Below are 22,477 nucleotides of genomic sequence, written 5' to 3' on the forward strand. Positions count from 1 at the left end.
CTGCGCTGTATGGTTCTGCCTATCCCTTTACTGACGCATGGGACGCATGAGGCGTTCCACGACAGAGCAAGGAGTTCCTGTGAAGCGCACTCTCGCCTTCGGTGGCCTCGTCGCCACCGCCGGGCTCCTGGCCGCGGGGCTCGCCGCCCCGGCCCAGGCCGGCAGTGACGTCGCCAGCGCCCCGCTGGCCGCCACCGGCATCCAGGCCAAGAACATCGCCGCCTTCTGGCTGGCGGAGAACGCGGCCAACCTGATCAACGCCACGCCGTACAACGTCGAGACCAAGGTCGTCGCCAAGCACATCTCCAAGGGTGGCCCGGCGGCCGACAGCAAGCCCGGCGTCGTTCCGGCGATCGGCGACGAGAAGAAGACCGCCGCCAAGTCGAAGAACGTGAACCTCCCCAAGACCACCGGCAAGGTGTTCTTCGCGGACGGGTTCAAGTGGGTCCACGGTCGGGGCAACCACTGGTACCCGCAGGCCGTCAACCCGCACTGGTGCACGGCGACCTCGATCCAGTCGGCGTACCGCAACCTGGTCGCCACCGCTGGCCACTGCGTCTACGACACGGTGTCCAACAAGGCGACGCTGAACTACTGGGTCTTCATCCCGGGTTACTACCAGGGCAAGACCCCGTGGGGCGTGTACGTGGGCAAGACGGCCTACACGCACTACGACTACGACGTGTACGAGGACGGCGACCGCGACTACGCGTTCGTCACCGTGTACAACGGCATCAAGTTCCCCCACGACGGCTTCGCCGGCATCTGGCAGCTGATCAAGGACCGCAAGTGGGACGAGCTGAAGTCGTACGCCGGCTTCCAGGAGGTGGACTTCAACACCTTCAAGGCGTACCACGACGAGGACGCTCTGCCCCACTACGCCGCCAACGGCAAGTTCTACGTCTGGAAGTTCGCTGACGCCGGTCGCCTCGGCGACAACGTCGGCGGGCAGGGCCTGGCCTACAACCAGAAGATCGGCCAGCCGGTCTTCGTGTTCGGCTACCCCAGCGGCAAGCACCCCGACGGCAACCAGGCCTTCACCGGCAAGACCCTCAAGTGGACCTACGGCAAGACCTTCGCCGCGACCGCTCCGTCGGTCAAGGCCGAGGAGCTGCAGGGCGTGAAGTCCTCCTTCACCGGTGAGGGCTCGCTGGGTTCGGCGTGGCTGCTGAAGTACAACAACGGCCGTCGTCTCGGCTACCTGAACGGTGTGACCATCGGCGTCTCCGACACCGACGGCAACGACCGGTACGACACCTCCGTCTCCCCGTACTTCGACGGCGAGACCTACGGCGTCTACAGCGCGGCCAAGAACAACTGGTCCGGCTCGATCGCCTAACTCTCCTCGAGAGCGCAAGCGGTCACCCGTCAGGGGTCCAAACCCTGACACGGTCCACCCGAAGGGCCCGGCTTCCGAGCCGGGCCCTTTCGGCGTCTCCGGGCGCCGGAGGCGGCGATCCGGGTGCCCGGAGGCGGCGATCCGGGTGCCCGGAGACGGGGATCGGGGCGTGCTTAGACGGTTCGGCCGCCGATTCCGCTCCCTCCGGTCACTGTGATTTGGCTCACACAGACGAGAGCTGCACCCTTCCCGCGCCCCCTCACAGCAAGGACTCAGCCTTCCGCTCCACCTGCGCACTCGGCTCCGTTTCGGCTACCCCAAACCGAAGCCGAATCCGGTAACGGAACGGTAACGCGCCGACGGCTCCTCTCCGAGGCGCCGCGAACGCTTTCTGTCGTGAAGATCTGCCCGGTATGTTCCTTGGCGATCCCTTTACTGACGCATGGGACGCATGAGGCGTCTCACGACAGAGCAAGGAGCACACCCTCAATGAAGCGCACTCTGGCTTTCGGTGGCCTCGTCGCCACCGCCGGCCTCCTCGCCGCCGGTCTCGCCGCCCCCGCCCAGGCGGCCGGCCGGACCTGGGCCAACGACAACCTGGCCTCCACGAACTCGGCCGCCCTCCAGGTCATCAAGTACTGGCGGGGCGAGCGGGCGTCGAACTTCGAGAACGCCACGCCGTACTCCGTCGAGACCAAGGTCGCCGCCAAGCACCTCTCCAAGGGCGGGCCCGCGGCCGACAGCAAGCCCGGCGTCGTGCCGGCCATCGGTGACGAGAAGAAGTCGAGCAGCACCTCGAAGAACGTGAACCTGCCCAAGACCACGGGCAAGGTGTTCTTCCGCGGCGCCGACGGCAGGCCGCACTGGTGCTCGGCCACCTCCGTGCAGTCGACCTACCACAACCTGGTCGCGACCGCGGGTCACTGCGTGTACGACACCGTGTCCAACAAGGCCACGATGGACTACTGGGTGTTCGTCCCGGGTTACTACCAGGGCAAGACCCCGTGGGGCATCTACGTCGGCAAGACGGCCTACACCCACTACGACTACGACGTGTACGAGGACGGCGACCGCGACTACGCGTTCGTCACCGTGTACAACGGCGTGCTCCCGTCGTGGGAGAAGCGCCGGCTCGTCATCAAGGACGTCGGCCGTCTCGGCGACAACGTGGGCGGGCAGGGCCTGGCCTACAACCAGAAGATCGGCAGCTCGGTCTACGTCTTCGGTTACCCGAGCGGGTCGCACCCGGACGGCAACCACGCCTTCTCCGGCAAGACCCTCAAGTGGTCGTACGGCAAGACCTTCGCCGCGACCGCTCCGGCCATCAAGGCCGAGGAGCTCCAGGGCGTGAAGTCCTCCTTCACCGGTGAGGGCTCGCTCGGCTCGGCGTGGCTGCTGCAGTACAAGAGCGCCCGTCGTCTCGGCTACCTGAACGGCGTGACCATCGGCGTCTCCGACACCGACGGCAACGACCGGTACGACACCTCCGTCTCCCCGTACTTCGACGGCGAGACCTACGGCGTCTACAACGCGGCCAAGAACAACTGGTCCGGCAAGATCACCGCGCAGTAGTCCTCACGCGAGTCCCACTCGCGCGGACGACCGCACGACCGCGGGCCGGTGGTGAACCCACCGGCCCGCACCCGTACCACCCTCGTCCGGCCGGCGGAGAACCCCTCGGCGACGAGCGAACAGGTTCCATCCCACCCGGAGCCCCGGCCGTACTACGCCGGGGCTCGGGGCGTTCAAGGGCGCCCTTAGACGCGCCGCGGGCCGATCCGGTGGCATTCGTTTCATGTGATTCGCATCACACCGCCGTTTTTGTGGACCGAAACAAACGCCCCAGGCGCCTCTTGCTCCCCACGCTCGCACTTGACCGACTATCTGGGCAAATGTCTGCCTAGATCGTAAAAAAGCACTCCTTGGCGTGAAGATTACGGATTGATCTCGCCGCTCCGGCGGCCTGAGACGGCACGGCAACCGCTACCGCATCTCAAGATCGTCCCTGTATGGTCCAGCCATCCCTTCACTGACGGATGGGGCGCATGAGGCGTCTCACGCCAGACCAAGGAGTTTCCCCATGAAGCGCACTCTTGCTTTCGGTGGCCTCGTGGCCACCGCCGGCCTGCTCGCCGCCGGGCTCGTCACCCCCGCCCAGGCGGCCGGCGACGTCGCCAGCGACCCGCTGGCGTCGACCGGCATCCAGGCCAAGAACATCGCCGCCTTCTGGCTGGCGGAGGACGCGGCCAACCTGATCGCCGCCACGCCGTACAACGTCGAGACCAAGGTCGTCGCCAAGCACCTCTCCAAGGGTGGCCCGGCGGCCGACAGCAAGCCCGGCATCGTCCCGGCGATCGGCGACGAGAAGAAGACCGCCGCCAAGTCGAAGAACGTGAACCTCCCCAAGACCACCGGCAAGGTGTTCTTCGCGGACGGGTTCAAGAACGTCGGCACCTGGCAGAAGCCCAAGTTCGTCGCGGTCAACCCCCACTGGTGCACCGCGACCTCGGTGCAGTCGTCGTACCACAACCTGGTCGCCACGGCCGGTCACTGCGTCTACGACACGGTGTCCAACAAGGCGACCATGAACTACTGGGTGTTCGTCCCGGGTTACTACCAGGGCAAGACCCCGTGGGGCATCTACGTCGGCAAGACGGCCTACACCCACTACGACTACGACGTCTACGAGGACGGCGACCGCGACTACGCGTTCGTCACCGTCTACAACGGCCTCAAGGTCAACGGTGGCACGGCGGACCGCTCGGCGCCCGTGAACCGCACCGAGGTTCCGAAGGCGACCTGGGACGCCTACGTCAAGAACTACCCGTTCCTGCTCGCGGGGACCGAGGGCGGCAAGTACTACGTCTGGAAGTTCGTCGACGCGGGTCGCCTGGGCGACAACGTCGGCGGGCAGGGTCTGGCCTACAACCAGAAGATCGGCCAGCCGGTCTTCGTGTTCGGCTACCCGAGCGGGTCGCACCCGGACGGCAACTACGCCTTCTCCGGCAAGACCCTCAAGTGGAGCTACGGCAAGACCTTCCCCGCGACCGCTCCGGCGATCAAGGCGGAGGAGCTGCAGGGCGTCAAGTCCTCCTTCACCGGTGAGGGCTCGCTCGGCTCGGCGTGGCTGCTCAAGTACAACAACGGCCGTCGTCTCGGCTACCTGAACGGCGTGACCATCGGCGTCTCCGACACCGACGGCAACGACCGTTACGACACCTCCGTCTCCCCGTACTTCGACGGCGAGACCTACGGCGTCTACAGCGCGGCCAAGAACAACTGGTCCGGCTCGATCGCCTGAGTGCGTACGCGCTCTGACCGATCCGCTTGACACACAGGGCCCGGCTCCGGCTGGGCCCTGTTCCTTTTTTCGCGGTTGTTTCCGACGCGAGGCCTATGCGCTGTATGTTCCTTCGCATCGCGTCGACGAGTGCCGCGCGGGAGACGTTCCACGGCAAGGAGATCGGGTGAAGCGCATCCTCGCCCCGCTGTCAGGGGCGGTGGCGACGTCCGCGTTGCTCGCCGCGGTCGTTCCCGCGCCCGCGCGGGCCTACGACATCACGGTGACGAGCCCGCTGGTTCCCCAGGCGGAGGTCTCCTCCGCACTCGCCTACTGGCTCGGGCAGGGCGCGCGTGCGCTCACCGTCGCGACGCCCTATCTCCTGCCGGCGACGATCGCCGCCACCCGCGCACCGCGCGGCGACGCGGAGCCCGGCGGCGACCGGGGCGTGGTGCCCGCCGTCGCCGGGGCCAGGCGGGTGCCCGGCACCACACGGAACGTCAACCTGCCGAGAACCGCGGGCAGGGTCTTCTTCGTCGGCGCCGACCACCGCCCGCACTGGTGCGCGGGCACCTCGGTCCAGGCCGACCACCGCAACCTCGTCGCGACCGCCGGCCACTGCGTGTACGAGCCCGTACGGCGGGGCCCGGGGGCGGCCCGGACCTACCGCTACTGGGTCTTCGTGCCCGGTTTCGCCCGGGGCTCGGCGCCCCTCGGTATCTATCCCGGAAAGCAGGCCTTCGCCCACCAGGACTTCACCCGCTACGGCGACCTCGACCGCGACTACGCCTTCGTCGGCGTCCACGACGGCGTGCTGCCCCGGCGGGTCGCGCTTTCCGGCGCCGCGCGGTACGCCGCGTTCACCGGTCCGAAGTACCGCACGCGTACGGGTTACACCGGCGTGCTGCTGACCCGCGCGGGCCGCCTCGGGGACAAGGTGGGCGAGCAGGGCCTGGCCTACAACCTCCCGGTCGGCGGATCCCTCGCCGTCTTCGGCTATCCCGTCGGGCGTGCCGCCGGTGCCGCCCCCACCGGCTTGAGCCGATCGTACGGAAGACCGTTTCGCGTCTGGGACCTGACCCAAAAGGCGGACGAACTGGTGGCCGTACGCGCGCCCTTCGTGTCCGCCGGCGGATCGCCGTGGCTGGCCGCCTACCGGGGCGCGCGCGGGCTCGGCTACCTCAACGGCCTGACCATCGGCACGTCCGGCCAGTCCATCGCCCTTTCGCCCTATTTCGACGGGGAGTTGTTCCACGTGTACGACGCCGCCCGGCACGAGCGCGTCACTTCTCCCGCCTGACGGCGTTTCGACCGGTGACCCGCCGCGAAACATACCGCACACAAAACGGGCTTAATTCCGGACACGTCTTCTTATCTACGACTTATGACAACAAGCTCCTGTGCTGTAAGTTCCTTGACATCCCTTTACTGACGCATGGGGCGTAAGTGACGTCCCACGTACAGCGCGAGGAGCGACCCCCCTATGAAGAAGCACGTGCTTCTCCCGATCGGCGCGATCGCCGCCGCGGGACTCGCGGCAACGGCCCTGACCGCTCCGGCCCAGGCCGGCCGGGTCCTGTCCAGCGCCAAGCTGGCCGGCCCCGCCCAGGCCGGCCCGACCGTCAAGTTCTGGCTCGACGGCGGCGGCTCGAAGCTCAAGGCGGCCGACCCGTACGGCATGGAGCACAACACGGTCCCCAAGCACATCTCCAAGGGGGCCCCCGCCGCCGACGGCAAGCCGGGCATCGTGCCGGCGATCGGCGACGAGAAGAAGACCACCGCGAAGTCCAAGAACGTCAACCTGCCGAAGACCGTCGGCCGGGTCTTCTTCTCCATCGGCAGTGGCCTCTACTCCTGCTCCGCGTCCTCGGTGCAGTCCGCGTACCACAACCTGGTCGCCACGGCCGGGCACTGCGTCTACGACATCGAGAGCAACCACCAGGTCGTCGACAACTGGGTGTTCATCCCGGGTTACTACGACGGCAAGGCCCCGTGGGGCGTGTACGTCGGCAAGCAGGCGTTCACGCACTACGACTTCGACGTGTACGAGGACGCCGACCGGGACTACTCGTTCGTCACCGTCTACAGCGGCATCGGCTGGGACTACCAGAAGAACGTGTACAAGGACCTCGGCCCGCTGGGCAACAACGTCGGCGGCCAGGGCCTCGCCTACAACCAGAAGGTCGGCGCGCCGGTCTTCGTGTTCGGCTACCCCGCGGCGCCGCACGGAGACGGCAACTACGTCTGGACCGGCGAGAAGCTCAAGTGGTGCTACGGCAAGCCGTACTTCCCGGTCAAGGAGGCCTCGGTCAAGGCCGAGGAGCAGGTGGGCCTCAAGTGCTCGATGACCGGCGGCTCGTCCGGCGGCCCCTGGATCCTCAAGTACAGCAGCGCCCGCCGTCTCGGCTACATCAACGGTGTGACCAGCCTCGGCGGGGACACCGACGACAACGGCCGTAGCGACATGATCAGCTCTCCGTACTTCGACGGCGAGACCTACGGCGTCTACAAGGCGGCCTACTCGCTGTGGTCCGGCTCGCTGGTCCGCAAGGACGGCACGCTCGGCATCACCGAGGCCAAGTCCGAGTGACGCCCGCCTCCGGTGGGGTCCGGTCCGTCGCGGCCGGCCCCACCGTGGGCACCCGTCCGGTCAGGGCGCGGCGGCGTCACACGCCGACCGCCGCCCTGCCCGCACGCCGGCCGCGCTCCAGCAGCGCGGCCACCCGCGGATCCGCGGCGTACGGCGCCAGACGCCGGCGCAGGTCCGCGACGTAGGTCCGGGTGCGGGCCGACTGGATGCCCTCGGCCACGTCGAGCGCCGAGGACGCGACCTGGCACGCCTCCTCCAGTTCGCCCTCCTGGATCAGGGCCGAGGCGAGCAGCGCGAGGTTGAACATCCTCCCCCGCACATACCGCCCGTCCATCACCAGCGACCGCCTGGCCTGCCGTACGGCTCCTCCGCCGTCGCCGAGGTCGCGCAGGCAGTGGGCCGACTTCGCGGCCAGGTAGGCCTCGTCGAAGTAGCCGATCCAGCGGGGCTCGCTCTGCGGAGAGCGCCGGTCGAAGGCGATCTCGGCCTCGTGCAGCGCGTTCCCGCACCCCGCCCGGTCCCCCAGCAGCGCGAGGGCGTGCGCCTCCAGCACACGCGTCTCGGCGAGCAGGGTGAGGACCCCCGAGCGCCGGGCCGCCTCGACCCCCGCCCGGGCCAGTTCCAGCCCGTGCCGGGCGTGCCCGATGTAGACGGCCTGGTGGCTCATCCCGGCCAGGATCTCGCCGCTCAGCGCATGGTCGCCCGCGCCCCGCGCCAGGCCGAGCGCCTGGATGAGGTAGCGCTGGGCGAGCCCGTGCTGTTCGAGGTCGTAGGCCATCCACCCGGCGAGCCGGGTGAGCTCGGCCGCCGCGGTCGCGAGTGACCGCCCGGTGACCTCGCCGTACGCGCCCTCGCGCAGCAGCGGCGTCACGGCGGTGTGCAGGTAGCGCACGACCGGCCCGCGCACGCTGCCGCCGCCGAACCGGTTGTCCAGTTCCCCGAAGGATCGGGTGACCTCCCGGATCGCGGCCACGTCCGAGGCCCCGACCCGGCGCGGCCCGGCCGCGGCGAGCCGCGTCGCGTCCGGTGCCGCCAGCCAGTGAGCGAGTCCCGCCGAGCCCGCTCCCAGGGCGAAGGTGGAGTCGAGCAGGAACCTGCGCCGCTCGACGTCGGCCCTCCACAGTGCTGTCACGCTTGCCACACCCTCCTCCCACGAATGGGGGAACCGCTGTCCCACGCCGAGGCCGCCGAGCCGTCGGGTCAGGCCCTTGATGCGGTCGAGGTCACGTCGCATCGCTCTTCCAACCGGGACAGGCATCAGCCGATGAGGTTACGGAGAGCTCTCTTTATAGCACCTACCGTGACGAGGTAAAGGGATTCCCAAGTGCCCGGTGGAGAAAAAAGGGCCGGACGCCACGGCGTCCGGCCCTTCGGCCCCAGGCGGGGCGTGGCGTCACTTACGCGCGACGCCGTCCTCGCGGGCCTGCCGCGCGACGGCGGCGATCACCGCGGGGGCGACCCGGGCGTCGAACGGCGAGGGGATCACGTAGTTCTCCGACAGGTCGTCCCCGACCACGGCCGCGAGGGCCTCGGCCGCCGCCACCTTCATGTTCTCGGTGATGGTCCTGGCGCGGACGTCGAGAGCACCCCGGAAGACCCCCGGGAAGGCCAGCACGTTGTTGATCTGGTTGGGGTGGTCGGACCGGCCGGTGGCGACCACGCGGGCGTACCGCGCCGCCACCGAGGGCTCGACCTCGGGGGTGGGGTTGGACAGCGCGAACACGATCGCGTCCCGCGCCATGCCGGCGACGGCCCGCTCGGAGATCGTGGAGCCGGAGAGCCCGACGAACACGTCGGCGCCGGCGAGGGCCCCCTCGGTCGAGCCGGTCAGGCCCGCCTTGTTGGTGTCCCTGGCCAGTGCCCACTTGACCTGGTTCAGGTCGTCGCGGCCGGTGTGGATGATGCCCTTGGAGTCGGCGACCGCGATGTCGCCGATCCCGGCGTTCAGCAGGATGCGCGAGACGGCGACGCCGGAGGCGCCCGCGCCGGCCACGACGGCGCGCAGGTCGCCGAGCGACCGCCCGGTGAGGCGGGCCGCGTTGCGCAGCGCGGCGAGGACCACGATCGCGGTGCCGTGCTGGTCGTCGTGGAAGACGGGGATGTCGAGAAGCGCCCGCAGGCGGTCCTCCACCTCGAAGCAGCGGGGGGCGCTGATGTCCTCCAGGTTGACGCCGCCGAACGAGGGCGCGAGCCGGACCACGGTCTCGACGATCGCGTCCACGTCCGTGCAGTCGATGCAGACGGGCACCGCGTCGACCCCGGCGAACTGCTTGAACAGCAGGGCCTTGCCCTCCATCACGGGCATCGCGGCGGCCGGCCCGATGTCGCCGAGCCCCAGCACCGCGGTGCCGTCGGAGACCACGGCCACGACGTTGGAGACCCAGGTGTAGTCGTTGACCAGGTCGGGGTTGTCGGCGATGGCGGTGCAGACGCGGGCGACACCCGGGGTGTACGCGAGCGACAGGTCCCCGGCGTCGCGGACCGGGACGGTGGAGCGGACCTCCAGCTTGCCGCCGCGGTGCAGCGCGAAAGCGGGATCCAGATCGAGAGAAGTCAAGGAATCAGGCGTAACGGTCACAGCGACCCCAGTGTCGAAAGGACGAGTTCCTTCGGTAGACGCCGACAAGAGAACGAGAGCCCAGGCTTCGGTAGCCGCCGGAGGCCGTCGTCGTTGACGGTCGTCTCTTGAGGGGGTACGGGGGTCACCCGTCTCCTGATTGTGCCACACGAACCACCGCCCGCCCCCGTCCCGGCGACCCCAGATCGTTGCCCCTATGGGTGTTCCCCCAGGCCACGAGGCGTGTAATACTCGGCTTTGCCAGTGATCTCTTACGTACATGGGCGCCCCAGTGGACTTGACGTCTTACGCCGAGCTGGCCGTTCAGCTGGTCAACATGGGCGACGAGCTCAAAAACCCCTTCTCCCTGCGGTCGCTGCTGGAGGAGACGGGCCGTACGGAGGCGGCCTCCCGCCTCACCCGACGGGACATCGACGCGCTCTGGGAGCTGCGTGAGGAGCTCGCGGGGGTGTTCGAGGCCGCGTCGGGAGGAGACGACGTCGACGTGGTCGACCGCCTCAACGGCCTGCTGGTCCGGCATCCCGTGCATCCGCAGATCTCCGGCCACGACGGCCAGCCCTGGCACCTGCACCTGACCGAGGGCGGCCGGGTCGCCGACGCCCTTGCGGTCGGGTCGGTCATGGGCCTCGCCAGCGTGGTCACCCGTCTCGGCGTCGACCGGCTCGGCCTCTGCCAGGCGTCGCCGTGCCGCAACGTCTACATCGACACCTCCTCCAACCGGTCGCGCCGCTACTGCTCGGAGCGGTGCGCCAGCCGGGCCAACGTGGCCGCGTACCGGGCCCGCAAGCGCGGCGCCTGATCCGGTGGGCCGGCACACCCGTCAGCCGGGCGGCGCGGGGAAGCGCAGCGCGGGCCGGGGCCAGTAGCGCAGCACGACCCTGCCCAGGACGTCGTCCTCGGGCACCGCGCCGAAGTCCCAGCTGTCGCGGCGCCCGGGGGCCGACTGGTTGTCGCTCTCCAGCCACCAGCCGTCGCCGGTCAGCCGGAAGGCCCGCTTGACGATCAGCCCGTGCGGCCGCCTGGCGACCACCACGTCACCCGGCCGCACGGCGGCGCCGAGCCGTACCAGCAGCCAGTCCCCGGGTCGCAGCGCGGGCCGCATCGAGTCGCCGGAGACACATACGGCGGTGAGCACATCCCCCTCCGCGTGGCGTTTTCGAGACGAGTAAGGTCGGTTCTGGAACGGTGCTGTCATCAGCATTCCTAAGGAAGGATTCCGATGCTCGCACGACTGCTGCGACCCCGGCACGAGGCGTCCGCTCACTGCGACCTGCCGTGCGGGGTCTACGACCCGGCGCAGGCCCGTATCGAGGCCGAGTCGGTGAAGGCGATCATTAAGAAGTACGCCGACAACGACGACCCGGTCTTCCGGACCCGCGCGCTGCTCATCAAGGAACAGCGGGCCGAGCTGGTCAAGCATCACCTCTGGGTGCTGTGGACCGACTACTTCAAGCCCCCGCACCTTGAGCAGTACCCCCAGCTCCACCAGCTCTTCTGGGACGCGACGAAGCTCGCGGGCGCGGCCGGTGCCAAGGGCACCGTCGACCCCGGGCTGGCGGACGACCTCCTGGCGAAGATCGAGGAGATTTCCAAGATCTTCTGGGAGACCAAGGCCGCCTGATCGGGCGGACCGAGGCCCCGCACGGCCATGCCGCGCGGGGCCGGGTCGCCCGGAAAGCGGCGGCCCAGGAAAGCGGCCCAGAGCACGCGACAAGGGCATGTACGCCAGGCGCGACCAAAACTCCATAGAAGCTTCGTATTCGGTACTACGGAATTTACGAGGAGTTACCTCCAAGGAACGCCATAATCGGCGCGTCTGGCCGGGGCAGCACCGTCCAAGTGGCGGTAAGTTGCAGTCAGCGGGCAGTGAGCCGGCTCGAAGGGGCGAGGAGGAACGTGACCGAGGAAACCGAGACGCCTGCGGTGGATCTGACCGGGATTCGCGATGCTGTGAGTGTCCGGCTGCCCGCCGTGAGCGCCTATCTGTCCGTGCTGCGCACAGCCACCGCCGGGCTCGCCGCACGGCTCGACTTCACCCTCGACCAGATCGAGGACCTGCGCATCGCGGTGGACGAGGCGTGCGCCATGCTGCTGCGCCACGCCGTACCCGGAACGGACCTCCTCGCGGAGTTCGAGCTCACCGGCCCTGAGATGACGGTGCGCGTCGAGGTGAACACCCTCGGCGTGAGCTCGCCCAACCGGGAGGACTTCGCCTGGATGGTGCTGACCGCACTGGCCGACGACGTGGACGCCATCTCCGACCACGCCGACCATCTGGCGATCATGCTGCGTAAGCGCCGGAGCGCGGCGAGGCCGTCGTGACGGAAAGGACGAGTGCGATGGCCTCCGGCGACTCGGCGGCGGTGCCGGACCGCGTACGCGCGCGCACGCTCTTCGCCGAGCTCTCGGAGCTGCCGCCGGACGACCCGAGGCGCCAGCGTATCCGCGACGAGCTGGTCGAGCTTCACCTGCCGCTCGTGGAGTACCTCGCCCGCCGTTTCCGGAACAGGGGCGAGTGGCTCGACGACCTGACGCAGGTCGCCACGATCGGTCTCATCAAGTCGATCGACCGCTTCGACCTCGGGCGCGGCGTGGAGTTCTCCACGTACGCCACCCCGACCATCGTCGGGGAGATCAAGCGGCACTTCCGCGACAAGGGCTGGGCGGTCCGCGTGCCGCGCCGGCTGCAGGAGCTCAAGCTCTCGCTCACCAAGGCGATAAGCGAGCTGTCCCAGCGTGAGAGCCGGGCGCCCACGGTCGCCGAGCTCGCCGTCCACCTGGGGATGACCGAGGAAGAGGTCCTGGAGGGCCTGGAGTCGGCCAACGCCTACTCCACCGTGTCGCTCGACGCGCCCGACTCGGGCGACGACGACGCTCCCGCGGTCTCCGACTCGCTCGGCATCGTGGACGAGTCGCTGGAGGGCGTGGAGTACCGCGAGTCGCTCAAGCCACTGCTGGAGCGCCTGCCGCCGCGGGAGAAGAGAATCCTCCTGCTGCGCTTCTTCGGCAACATGACGCAGTCCCAGATCGCCACCGAGCTGGGCATCTCGCAGATGCACGTGTCCCGGCTGCTCGCCCGGACCCTGGCCCAGCTCCGCGAGGGCCTGACCGCCGAGGACTGACGCCCCGGACGATCAGGGGAACCGATCACAGGAACGACTGGGACGCCGCACTCCCCCCGGCGGCGCTCGGTCACCCAGATCGGCCCACTGGGATCGGGCCCATCCGGATCAGACCCACCGGGATCAGGAGCCGCCCTCGCCCATCAGCGCGTGGGTCGACGCCGGGGCGAGCAGCGCGACCAGGGCCACGACGGCGGCGACGACGAGCGGCACGCCGAAGCCGTACTGCGCCGACTGGATCAGCGTGATCGCGACGGGCAGCGCGAAGATCTGGGTGACGACCGCCGGTCCCCTGCTCCAGCGCAGCACGTGCCACAGGCCCCAGGCGACCCAGATCAGGGCGGCCCCGCCGAGCACGCCGAACCCGGCCACCGCGAGGCCGGTCACCAGGTCGGTGGGCTTGCCGATCAAGGTCTCGACGCCGACGTAGCCGCCCATGACGACGGCGAGCAGGCCCTCGGCGGCCAGGACGGCAGCGGCCACGGCGAGCGTGGCGGGACGGCCGGCGGAACTGCTGATCACAACGCCCAACCCTACCCGCAGGGATGGTCGCCCTCCCCGGAGAGGCGTCACCCGGCGGAAGCGGTAAACGGTTCGTTAACCTTCAGGCATGCGGGCTCTCCTCCTCGTGAATCCCAAGGCCACCTCGACGCACCGGCGCACGCGGGACGTGCTGATCCGGGCGCTCGGCGCCGCCGTGGATCTGTCGGTCGAGGAGACCGCGTACCGTGGCCACGCGACCGCGCTCGCCGCGACGGCGCGGGCCAAGGGATTCGACGCGGTGGCGGTGCTCGGCGGCGACGGAACGATCAACGAGACCGTCAACGGGCTGCTCCAGGCTCATCCGGGCGGGCACGCGACCGAACGGCCGGCCCTCATCGTCATCCCCGGGGGCAGCGCCAACGTCTTCGCCCGCGCCCTCGGGCTGCCCAACAACCCGGTCGAGGCGACCGGAGCCGTCCTGGAGGCGCTGCGCGAGGACCGGCGCCGTGTCATCGGTCTGGGACAGGCGATTTGGCACGACGAGGTTTCGGGTCCCGATCCCGGGGCAGGAGCGGGCCCTGACCAACAAAGGTCCCGATATTTCACATTTTGTGCAGGACTGGGATACGACGCGGAGGTCATCCGGGCCGTGGAGGGTCTGCGGAGCGCGGGACACCGCGCGCTGCCCGCCCTCTACGTGAGCACGGCGGTGCGGCACTTCTTCGTGACCGACCGGCGGCGTCCGGCGATCCGGCTGGCGCGTCCCGGCCTGCCGACAGAGGATGGGATTTTCATGGCGATCGTGTCGAACACGGCGCCGTGGACATACGCCGGCGCACGTCCGATCAACCCGACACCATGGGCCGGCTTCGAGACGGGGCTCGATCTGCTCGGGCTCCGCAGGTTGAATTCACCCGCCGTGCTCTCCTTGGTCCGGCAGATCATCGGAGAACACCGGGGATTGCCGCGCGGTAAACACCTCATTCAGACGCATGACGAAGAGGAGTTCACCCTCCTCGCCTCCCGGCCGGTAGCCTTCCAGCTCGACGGCGACTACCTGGGAGAACACGAGTGGGTGATCTTTCGCGCTATCCCGGACGCGTTACAAGTCCTCGTCTAACCTGTTACATGTAGTCATAGTGTGACGCATCCGACAGCCACGACGGGCAAAACCTTGTCCCAAACCTCTTGTGTGGTGTTGGTACGGCTGAAAAGCTGAATCACGACGTCGGAACGTAGGACCTTTACGGAGACCACAGCCTCCGCAAGGGCCCCCGGCGATCGCGTGGACGCTTCCCGGCCCCTAACCCTGGATCCGGGTAAACGTCCGGCCTAGTTAGTGAAAGAGTTCACAAAGTTGACGGCCAGCGGAGCCACGAAGGCTCCATCTGACGAAGGAGTGGAACGCATGGACTGGCGCCACCGCGCTGCCTGCCGTGACGTGGACCCCGAACTGTTCTTCCCGATCGGGAACACCGGTCCCGCGCTCATGCAGATCGACGAGGCCAAGCAGGTGTGCCGGCGATGCACGGTCGCCGACTCCTGCCTGAAGTGGGCCCTGGAGTCCGGCCAGGACGCCGGAGTCTGGGGCGGACTGAGCGAGGACGAGCGCCGCGCGCTCAAGCGCCGCACGGCTCGTGCCCGCGCCCGCGCCGCCGTCTGACCCCCGGCCGTCCGGCCGCCGTACGCGACCGTCCTCGGTGAATGCCCTCGCGGCGTTCACCGGACGGCGGCGCACCCTCGTCGCGGTCATCACGTCGTTCGCTGCAGGCGAGTCACGCTTCATCTGAGTCACGTGGGTCGCATCACGTCGATCGCAGCATGTCGGTCGTCGCGGTCGTCATTGCGGTCGGTCATCGCGTCCACTATGGCATCCCCCACACCGCCACGGCGAAGCGGGGTGCCCCTCACGCGCGCCTCAGGCGGGCTGCACCGGGATGCTGATGCTCACCTCGGTCCCCCCGCCGTCCCTCCCGGCCACGCCCAGGCGGCCCGACAGTTCGCCGACGACCAGCGTGCGGACGATCTGGAGCCCGAGACTTCCGGTCGCCTCCAGGTCGAAGTCCGCGGGCAGGCCCCTGCCGTCGTCGGCCACCACCACCTCCAGGCGGTCGGCGTCCCGCCTGACGACGACCTGCACGTTCCCTGAGGAATGCGCGAAGCCGTGCTCGACCGCGTTCTGGAGCAGCTCCGTCAGCACCATCGCGATCGGGGTCGCGACCGCCGCGGGAAGCACGCCGAAGCCGCCCGTCCGCTTGATCGCCACGTGCGCGACCGACACCTCCGCCGTCATCGCGATGACCCGGTCGGCGATGTCGTCGAACTCCACCATCTCCTCCGGCATCTGCGCGAGGATCTCGTGGACGATCGCGATCGAGCCGACCCGCCGCACGGCCTCGTTCAGGGCCTCCTGCCCCTCCGGGTTGTTCAGGCGGCGCGCCTGGAGCCGCAGCAACGCCGCCACGGTCTGCAGGTTGTTCTTCACCCGGTGATGGATCTCCCGGATCGTCGCGTCCTTGGTCAGCAGCTCGCGCTCACGCCGCCGCAGCTCGGTCACGTCGCGGATCAGCACCAGCGCGCCGATGCGGCCGCCCCCGACGATCAGCGGGATCGCCCGTAGCTGCACGACCGTGCCGCCGTTCTCCACCTCGGTCTCCCGGGGCGCCCGGCCGCTGGCGACGAGCATCAGATCCTCGTTGATCGGCTCGTCGGAGTAGCACAGGCCGGCGGTCGTCTTCCCGAGGTCCGCGCCCACGAGGTCGGCGTGCAGGCCGAGACGGCGGTACGCCGACAGGGCGTTCGGCGAGGCGTAGGTGACCCGGCCTGCCTTGTCCAGCCGGAGCAGGCCGTCGCCCACGCGGGGCGACCTGACCAGGAGCGGCTCCTCCTCCGTGAACGGGAACCTGCCCTCCGCCACCATCTGCGCGAGGTCGGAGGCGCTCTGCAGGTACGTCAGCTCCAGGCGGGAGGGGGTGCGCGCCGACGACAGGTTGGTGGACCGCTGGATCACCCCGATGATCGGGCCCTCCCTGCCCCGCCGTACGGGGATGGTCTCCTCACGCACCGGCACGCCGCTCGACCAGTCGGGGTCGCCCTCCCGGCAGATGCGGCGCTCGGCCCACGCCACGTCGATCAGCGGCCGCTCTCCCGCCGCCACGGACATCCCCACCACGTCGTCGTGGTAGACGGTGGGACCGGTCGTGGGACGCATCTGGGCCACCGCCAGCCACCTCGTGCCGCCCTGGTCGGGAACCCAGAGGATCAGATCGGCGAACGACAGGTCGGCGAGCAGCTGCCAGTCCGAGACCAGTGAGTGAATCCAGTCGAGGTCGGCGGATTCGAGTGCGGTGTGACGAGACACCAGGTCGCTGAGAGTCGGCACGTGTGCATGATGCGCCGCCTTCCGGGCCGAAAGCGAATCGACCTTCGTCACCTGGCAGTATGCACCTCATGACAGGGCCGCATGACGGGGCCGGCAGCACAGGGCCGATGGACAGACTGCGCGCGGCCGCGGCGCGCCGGGAGGCGGCGGGCCTGCGGCGCGCCCTGCGCCCGCGCACGCCCGACCACGACGGGCTGCTCGACCTCGCCTCCAACGACTACCTCGGCCTCGCCCGGCACGAGCGGATCGTCGAGGCGGCCGTCCGCGCCACCCGCGAATGGGGGGCGGGCTCCACCGGGTCGCGCCTGGTGACGGGCTCGACCCGGCTGCACGCCGAGCTGGAGGACCGGCTCGCCGCCTTCACGGGGGCGTCCCGCGCCCTGGTGTTCTCGTCGGGGTACCTCGCCAACCTCGCCGCCGTCGCCGCCCTCGGCCGGGACGGGCTCATCGTCTCCGACGCCGGCAACCACGCCTCGATCGTGGACGCCTGCCGGCTGTCGCGGTCGCGGGTCGTGGTCACGCCGCACGGCGACGCCGAGGCGGTGGCCAAGGTCCTGGCCGAACGGGACGAGGAGCACGCCCTCGTCGTCACCGACGCCGTGTTCTCCGTCGACGGAGACGTCGCGCCGCTGCGCGCCCTGTACGAGGCCGCCGTGCGGCACGGCGCGCTGCTCGTGGTCGACGAGGCCCACGCGCTCGGCGTCGTCGGCGACCACGGCAGGGGCGCGGCTCACGCGGCCGGTCTCGCCGGCCGGCCTGACGTCGTGCGGACCGTCACGCTGTCGAAGTCGCTGGGCTCCCAGGGCGGCGCGGTCCTGGGCGCCCCCGAGGTGATCGGCACGCTGGTCGACACGGGCCGGCCGTTCATCTTCGACACCGGCCTCGCGCCCGGGTGCGCGGGGGCCGCCCTGGCCGCCCTCGACCTGCTGGAGGCGTCTCCCGGCCTGCCCGCCCGCGCCCGCGAGACGGCGCGCGAGCTGGCCGCGCTGGCCCGCGGGCTCGGCCTGGAGACGGCCGACCCCGCCGCCGCCGTGGTGCCGGTCGTGCTCGGCCCGCCCCGGCTCGCGCTCGCCGCGGCGGCCCTGTGTGCGGATCACGGGGTGCGCGTGGGATGCTTCCGCCCACCGTCGGTGCCCCAGGGCCGCGCATGTCTGCGGTTGACCGCACGTGCCGATCTGCGGTCCGATGATCTCGTGGTGGTCCGGGGTGCGCTCACCGCTGTGGCCGAGATGACGAAAGGGCCGGGTCGAGGGTGGGACAGGTGACGGAGCACAGCGAGGACTCTCCGCGGGTGCCGAAGTACTACGACGTGAAGCGGAGTCTCCTGGAGCTGACCAAGAGCCTCCCCGCGGGCAGCGCGCTCCCGCCCGAGCGCGCCCTGGCCGTACGTTTCGAGACCTCGCGGACGACGGTCCGGCAGGCGCTGTCGGAGCTGGTGGTCGAGGGCAGGCTGCTGCGCATCCAGGGCAAGGGCACGTTCGTCGCGCAGCCCAAGGTCGCGCAGGTGCTCCAGCTCACCTCTTATACGGGCGACCTGCGCACGGTCGGCCTGGAGCCGGACACCAAGATCCTCGACATCAGCTACGTCACCGCCGACGAGACGCTCGGCCGGCGGCTGGCCGTCAACCCCGGCAGCCGGGTGCTGCGCATCCACCGCCTCCGCCTGGCCAACGGCGAGCCGATGTCGATCGACACCACGCACCTTTCCGCCCGCCGCTTCCCCCGGCTGCGGCGCGAGCTGGAGGTGCACGCCTCGCTGTACGAGACGCTGCACAACGCCTACAACGTGCGGCTGACCGACGCGGAGGAGGTCATCGAGACCGTGCTCGCCACGCCGTACGACGCGCAGGTGCTCGGGGTGGACGTCGGCCTGCCGATGCTGCTGCTGACCCGGCACGCCTTCGACGCCGACGGCAACCCGGTCGAGTACGCCCAGTCGCTCTACCGCGGCGACCGCTACAAGTTCGTCACCCGCCTCCGCAGGCCCTGACTGTGTTTCCCGCTTCGCTCATCGGGGCGCTCACTTCCGCCGGGTCGCGCCGGAGGCGCGCCAAGAACACAGCCCTCGTCGCGCTCTGGTCGCTTCGCTCCCGCGCGCTCCTCAGTCCAGATCGGCGGCGCGCCCCTCCGGCTCGCTCGGGCTTTAGCCTGCCGGCATGAGCATTCTCGTGGTGACCGGGACGGACACCGGGGTGGGGAAGACGGTGGTGACGGCCGCGCTCGCGGCGCTGGCGGTGGCGCGGGGCGCGACGGCCGCCGTGGTGAAGCCGGCGCAGACGGGGGTCGCGGCCGGGGAGCCCGGGGACCTCGACGAGGTGATCCGCCTGTCGGGGGTGACCTCGACCTTCGAGATGGCGCGGTATCCCGACCCCCTCTCCCCCGCGGCCGCCGCCCGCCTCTCCGGCCTGCCGCCGCTGTCGATCGAGGCCGCGACGGCCCGGATCGGGGAACTGGCCGAGTCGCACCGGCTGGTGCTCGTCGAGGGCGCCGGGGGACTGCTCGTCCGGTACGACGAGGAGGGCGGCACGCTCGCGGACCTCGCCCGGCGCCTGAACGCCTCGGTGCTCGTGGTGGCCCGCGCCGGGCTGGGCACCCTCAACCACACCGCTCTGACGCTTGAGGCGATGGCGGGCCGGGGCCTCGACCTCGCGGGCGTGGTGATCGGCTCCTGGCCCGCCGTCCCGGGCCTCGCGGACCGCTCGAACGTCGCCGACCTGGAGATGCTCGCCGCCCGCCCGTTGTCCGGCGCGCTGCCGGAGGGCGCGGGGTCGCTCGGCCCCGAGGCGTTCGCCCGCGTGGCGCGGGCGGGCCTGGCTCCCGCGTTCGGCGGCAGTTTCAACCCGGCCGCGTTCCGTTCGACCTTTAAGCTGCCCCTGTGACAGCAGTGCCCCAACGGACCGACGGGAGTGCCGCGTGAAGACCGACATCCTGGAGATCGCCCGCGTCCAGGTTCTCGACGAGGGCAGAGGACTCGACGCGGCGCAGGCGCTGGAGTGCCTGACGCTTCCCGGCGACCGCCTGCCGGACCTGCTCGCCCTGGCGCACGAGGTGCGGATGAAGTGGTGTGGTCCCGAGGTCGAGGTGGAGGGGATCGTCTCGCTCAAGACCGGAGGCTGCCCGGAGGACTGCCACTTCTGCTCGCAGTCCGGGCAGTTCTCCTCACCGGTCCGCGCGGCCTGGCTCGACATCCCCTCCCTCGTCCAGGCGGCCGTCGAGACGGCGCGGACCGGGGCGACCGAGTTCTGCATCGTGGCCGCCGTGCACGGGCCGGACCGGCGGCTGATGGACCAGGTCCGCGAGGGCGTCCGGGCGATCCGGGAGGCCGTCGAGATCAACGTCGCCTGCTCGCTCGGGATGCTCACCCAGGCGCAGGTGGACGAACTGGCCGAGATGGGGGTGCACCGCTACAACCACAACCTGGAGACCGCCCGGTCGCACTTCCCCCGCGTCGTCACCACCCACACCTGGGAGGAGCGGTGGGAGACCTGCCTCATGGTCCGGGAGGCGGGCATGGAGCTGTGCTGCGGCGGCATCGTGGGCATGGGTGAGACGCCGGAGCAGCGGGCCGAGTTCGCCGCCCAGCTCGGCGAGCTGGCGCCGGACGAGGTGCCGCTCAACTTCCTCAACCCCCGGCCGGGCACGCCGTTCGCCGATCACCCGCTGGTCGACGGCGCCGAGGCGCTGAAGACGATCGCCGCCTTCCGCCTCGCCCTGCCGCGCACCATCCTGCGGTACGCCGGAGGCCGTGAGCTGACCCTCGGCGACCTCGGTACGAGGGAGGGCATGCTGGGCGGCGTCAACGCCGTCATCGTCGGAAACTACCTCACCACACTGGGCCGGGCGCCCGAACGTGACCTGGAGCTGCTCGCCGATCTCAAGATGCCCATCAAGGCGCTCTCCCAGACCCTCTGACTGGCTTATCCCGGGCGGCAACGGGCATCAGCGGAGGTGACCGACGTTCTCCTGTGGCGGGAGGGCATTGGCCGTCCGTCTGTTGGCAAAAGTGACCGACTGGTAGGTTTCACCCTATGGAGTCCCCCAAACACGCAGGCGACATCGCCGTCGCCGTCTCCCAGGCCTACGGCGTGGACACCATGTTCACGCTCTCCGGCGGGCACGTCTTCCCCCTTTACGACGGGGCCGTCCATCAGAACATGCGCATCCTCGACGTGCGCCACGAGCAGAGCGCGGTGTTCGCCGCCGAGGCGACGGCCCGGCTGACGCGCAGGCCCGGCCTCGCGGTGCTCACCGCCGGTCCCGGCGTCACCAACGGCGTCTCGGGGGTCGCGACCGCCCACTTCAACGGCTCCCCCGTCGTCGTCCTCGGCGGGCGCGCCCCGCGCTCTCGCTGGGGCTCCGGGGCGTTGCAGGAGATGGACCATCCCCCGCTGTTCGAGCCCATCACCAAGCTCGCCTTCACCGGCTCGGGCGCGGACTCCATCGGGCAGGACGTGGAGATGGCCTTCCGGACCGCGCTCGCCCCGCACCGCGGACCGGTGTTCCTGGACGTCCACATGGACGACCTGTTCTCGCCGTCGGCCGAGTACGACTCGGAGACGCTGACCCCGTCGCCGCTGGAGCCCGACCCCGAGGCGCTCGCCGGAATCGCCCGGCTGATCGCCGAGGCCGAGCGGCCGCTGCTCGTGCTGGGCTCGGACGTGTGGATGGACCGCGCGGAGGAGGCGGCGCGGGACTTCGCCGAGGAGTGGCGCCTGCCGGTCGTGCCCAACGGGCAGGGGCGGGGCATCCTGCCCGCCGGGCACGAACTGCTCGTCACCCGTGCCCGCGGCCTCGCGTTCAGCCAAGCCGACCTGGTCGTCGTCGTCGGCACCCCGCTCGACTTCCGCCTCGCGTACGGCTGGTTCGGCGGCAAGGAGGGCGCGCCGCTGGCCCGGGTCGTGCACATCGTCGACGCGCCCTCCCAGCTCGCGACCCACACCGGCCTGTCGGGCTCGGCGTCCGGCGACCTGTCCCTCCTCTTCTGGGGCCTCGGCGCCGCGTGCGGCACGGCCGGGGTGAACCCCAAGGCGTACGCGCCCTGGGTGACCCGGCTGGGCGAGACGGCGGCGGCGGCGATCGCCGAGGACGTGCCGCTGCTGGAGTCCGACTCCGACCCGATCCATCCCATGCGCATCTACGGCGAGCTGAACAAGGTGCTCGCCGACGACGCGGTGGTGATCGGCGACGGCGGCGACTTCGTCTCCTACGCCGGCAAGTACGTCGAGCCGCGCCGCCCGGGCAGCTGGCTCGACCCCGGGCCGTACGGCTGCCTCGGCACCGGGCTCGGCTACTCCATCGCGGCCCGGCTGGCCCGGCCGTCGTCGCAGGTCGTGCTGCTGCTCGGCGACGGCGCCGCGGGCTTCTCGCTGATGGACGTGGACACGCTGGTCAGGCACCGGCTGCCGGTCGTGATGATCTGCGGCAACAACGGCATGTGGGGGCTGGAGAAGCACCCCATGCAGATGCTGTACGGCTACGACGTGGCGGCCGAGCTCCAGCCGCAGTGCCGCTACGACCAGGTCGTCACCGCGCTCGGCGGCGGCGGGGAACTGGTCACGTCGCCGGACGAGATCGGCCCGGCGCTGCGCCGCGCCTTCGACTCCGGCGTGCCGTACATGGTGAACATCGCGACCGACCCGGCCGTCGCCTACCCGCGCACCACCTCGGGCGTCTGACGAGGGCGCCTGACGGGCAGGAGCGCCC

21 protein-coding genes are annotated in these 22,477 nt (G+C 70.2%); 16 read left to right on the forward strand and 5 right to left on the reverse strand.

From position 1 onward, the window contains the following. Window positions 1-79 precede the first annotated feature (79 nt). The 5 genes from HHX33_RS31290 (at window position 80) to HHX33_RS31310 (ending at window position 7,209) form a co-directional block, all read left to right on the forward strand. On the forward strand, window positions 80-1,339 hold the full coding sequence (locus HHX33_RS31290; protein ID WP_111700794.1) for a trypsin-like serine peptidase: 1,260 nt from the start codon (window positions 80-82) through the stop codon (window positions 1,337-1,339). Window positions 1,340-1,828: 489 nt separating this feature from the next. Further along, window positions 1,829-2,911 carry a trypsin-like serine peptidase gene (locus HHX33_RS31295; protein WP_182877742.1) on the forward strand — a complete coding sequence of 361 codons (1,083 nt, stop codon included), beginning with the start codon at window positions 1,829-1,831 and terminating at the stop codon, window positions 2,909-2,911. 508 nt (window positions 2,912-3,419) lie between these two features. After that, window positions 3,420-4,640, forward strand: a complete 1,221-nt coding sequence (locus tag HHX33_RS31300) for a trypsin-like serine peptidase (RefSeq protein WP_182877743.1) — start codon at window positions 3,420-3,422, stop codon at window positions 4,638-4,640. 166 nt (window positions 4,641-4,806) lie between these two features. Continuing rightward, window positions 4,807-5,919, forward strand: coding sequence for a trypsin-like serine peptidase (locus HHX33_RS31305; protein WP_182877744.1), 1,113 nt, complete (start codon window positions 4,807-4,809; stop codon window positions 5,917-5,919). Between the two features lie 183 nt (window positions 5,920-6,102). Then, window positions 6,103-7,209, forward strand: coding sequence for a trypsin-like serine peptidase (locus HHX33_RS31310; RefSeq protein WP_182877745.1), 1,107 nt, complete (start codon window positions 6,103-6,105; stop codon window positions 7,207-7,209). A gap of 76 nt (window positions 7,210-7,285) precedes the next feature. Here the strand turns inward: HHX33_RS31310 and HHX33_RS31315 are convergent, their stop codons facing one another. Continuing rightward, on the reverse strand, window positions 7,286-8,443 hold the full coding sequence (locus HHX33_RS31315) for a hypothetical protein (protein WP_182877746.1): 1,158 nt from the start codon (window positions 8,441-8,443) through the stop codon (window positions 7,286-7,288). A gap of 159 nt (window positions 8,444-8,602) precedes the next feature. After that, entirely contained in the window at window positions 8,603-9,766 is a 1,164-nt protein-coding gene (locus HHX33_RS31320; protein WP_244302494.1) for an NAD(P)-dependent malic enzyme, read from the reverse strand. A 292-nt stretch (window positions 9,767-10,058) separates the two neighbouring features. On the opposite strand from HHX33_RS31320, the gene HHX33_RS31325 reads away from it, so the two are divergent. Next, window positions 10,059-10,586 (forward strand): CGNR zinc finger domain-containing protein, encoded by a 528-nt coding sequence (locus tag HHX33_RS31325; protein ID WP_244302492.1) that lies wholly within the window; start codon window positions 10,059-10,061, stop codon window positions 10,584-10,586. A 21-nt stretch (window positions 10,587-10,607) separates the two neighbouring features. On the opposite strand, the gene HHX33_RS31330 is transcribed toward HHX33_RS31325, so the two are convergent. Continuing rightward, window positions 10,608-10,922 (reverse strand): S24 family peptidase, encoded by a 315-nt coding sequence (locus HHX33_RS31330; protein ID WP_244302491.1) that lies wholly within the window; start codon window positions 10,920-10,922, stop codon window positions 10,608-10,610. Window positions 10,923-11,006: 84 nt separating this feature from the next. On the opposite strand from HHX33_RS31330, the gene sodN reads away from it, so the two are divergent. The 3 genes from sodN (at window position 11,007) to HHX33_RS31345 (ending at window position 12,909) form a co-directional block, all read left to right on the forward strand. After that, the gene (gene sodN, locus HHX33_RS31335) at window positions 11,007-11,408 is read left to right on the forward strand and encodes a superoxide dismutase, Ni (protein WP_111700802.1); all 402 of its coding nucleotides are present in this window, start codon (window positions 11,007-11,009) and stop codon (window positions 11,406-11,408) included. Between the two features lie 275 nt (window positions 11,409-11,683). Further along, window positions 11,684-12,109 (forward strand): anti-sigma factor, encoded by a 426-nt coding sequence (locus tag HHX33_RS31340; protein ID WP_111700803.1) that lies wholly within the window; start codon window positions 11,684-11,686, stop codon window positions 12,107-12,109. A 17-nt stretch (window positions 12,110-12,126) separates the two neighbouring features. Then, complete coding sequence (locus HHX33_RS31345; RefSeq protein ID WP_220499890.1) at window positions 12,127-12,909, forward strand: RNA polymerase sigma factor SigF; 783 nt, start codon at window positions 12,127-12,129, stop codon at window positions 12,907-12,909. Window positions 12,910-13,032: 123 nt separating this feature from the next. Here the strand turns inward: HHX33_RS31345 and HHX33_RS31350 are convergent, their stop codons facing one another. Next, complete coding sequence (locus tag HHX33_RS31350; RefSeq protein WP_310741607.1) at window positions 13,033-13,431, reverse strand: hypothetical protein; 399 nt, start codon at window positions 13,429-13,431, stop codon at window positions 13,033-13,035. Window positions 13,432-13,519: 88 nt separating this feature from the next. Between HHX33_RS31350 and HHX33_RS31355 the strand changes: the two genes are divergently transcribed. Together HHX33_RS31355 and HHX33_RS31360 are read left to right on the forward strand one after the other, a co-directional pair. Then, window positions 13,520-14,512, forward strand: coding sequence for a diacylglycerol/lipid kinase family protein (locus tag HHX33_RS31355; protein WP_111700804.1), 993 nt, complete (start codon window positions 13,520-13,522; stop codon window positions 14,510-14,512). A gap of 288 nt (window positions 14,513-14,800) precedes the next feature. Continuing rightward, window positions 14,801-15,055 (forward strand): WhiB family transcriptional regulator, encoded by a 255-nt coding sequence (locus tag HHX33_RS31360; RefSeq protein WP_111700805.1) that lies wholly within the window; start codon window positions 14,801-14,803, stop codon window positions 15,053-15,055. Between the two features lie 255 nt (window positions 15,056-15,310). Here HHX33_RS31360 and HHX33_RS31365 read toward each other — a convergent pair whose 3' ends face one another. Continuing rightward, window positions 15,311-16,774 carry a PAS domain-containing sensor histidine kinase gene (locus HHX33_RS31365; protein ID WP_182877749.1) on the reverse strand — a complete coding sequence of 488 codons (1,464 nt, stop codon included), beginning with the start codon at window positions 16,772-16,774 and terminating at the stop codon, window positions 15,311-15,313. Window positions 16,775-16,881: 107 nt separating this feature from the next. On the opposite strand from HHX33_RS31365, the gene HHX33_RS31370 reads away from it, so the two are divergent. From HHX33_RS31370 to HHX33_RS31390, 5 genes are all read left to right on the forward strand, one after another. Further along, window positions 16,882-18,039 carry an 8-amino-7-oxononanoate synthase gene (locus HHX33_RS31370; RefSeq protein ID WP_259403060.1) on the forward strand — a complete coding sequence of 386 codons (1,158 nt, stop codon included), beginning with the start codon at window positions 16,882-16,884 and terminating at the stop codon, window positions 18,037-18,039. Beyond that, complete coding sequence (locus HHX33_RS31375; RefSeq protein ID WP_208759319.1) at window positions 18,036-18,764, forward strand: GntR family transcriptional regulator; 729 nt, start codon at window positions 18,036-18,038, stop codon at window positions 18,762-18,764. The genes HHX33_RS31370 and HHX33_RS31375 overlap by 4 nt, the downstream gene beginning before the upstream one ends. Before the next feature lie 166 nt (window positions 18,765-18,930). After that, window positions 18,931-19,653 carry a dethiobiotin synthase gene (gene bioD, locus HHX33_RS31380; RefSeq protein ID WP_182877751.1) on the forward strand — a complete coding sequence of 241 codons (723 nt, stop codon included), beginning with the start codon at window positions 18,931-18,933 and terminating at the stop codon, window positions 19,651-19,653. A gap of 34 nt (window positions 19,654-19,687) precedes the next feature. Next, window positions 19,688-20,686, forward strand: coding sequence for a biotin synthase BioB (bioB, locus tag HHX33_RS31385; protein ID WP_182877752.1), 999 nt, complete (start codon window positions 19,688-19,690; stop codon window positions 20,684-20,686). 116 nt (window positions 20,687-20,802) lie between these two features. Further along, on the forward strand, window positions 20,803-22,449 hold the full coding sequence (locus tag HHX33_RS31390) for an acetolactate synthase (RefSeq protein WP_182877753.1): 1,647 nt from the start codon (window positions 20,803-20,805) through the stop codon (window positions 22,447-22,449). Window positions 22,450-22,477 lie beyond the last annotated feature (28 nt).

The organism is Microbispora sp. H10670 (assembly GCF_014161385.1).
GTDB lineage: Bacteria > Actinomycetota > Actinomycetes > Streptosporangiales > Streptosporangiaceae > Microbispora > Microbispora triticiradicis.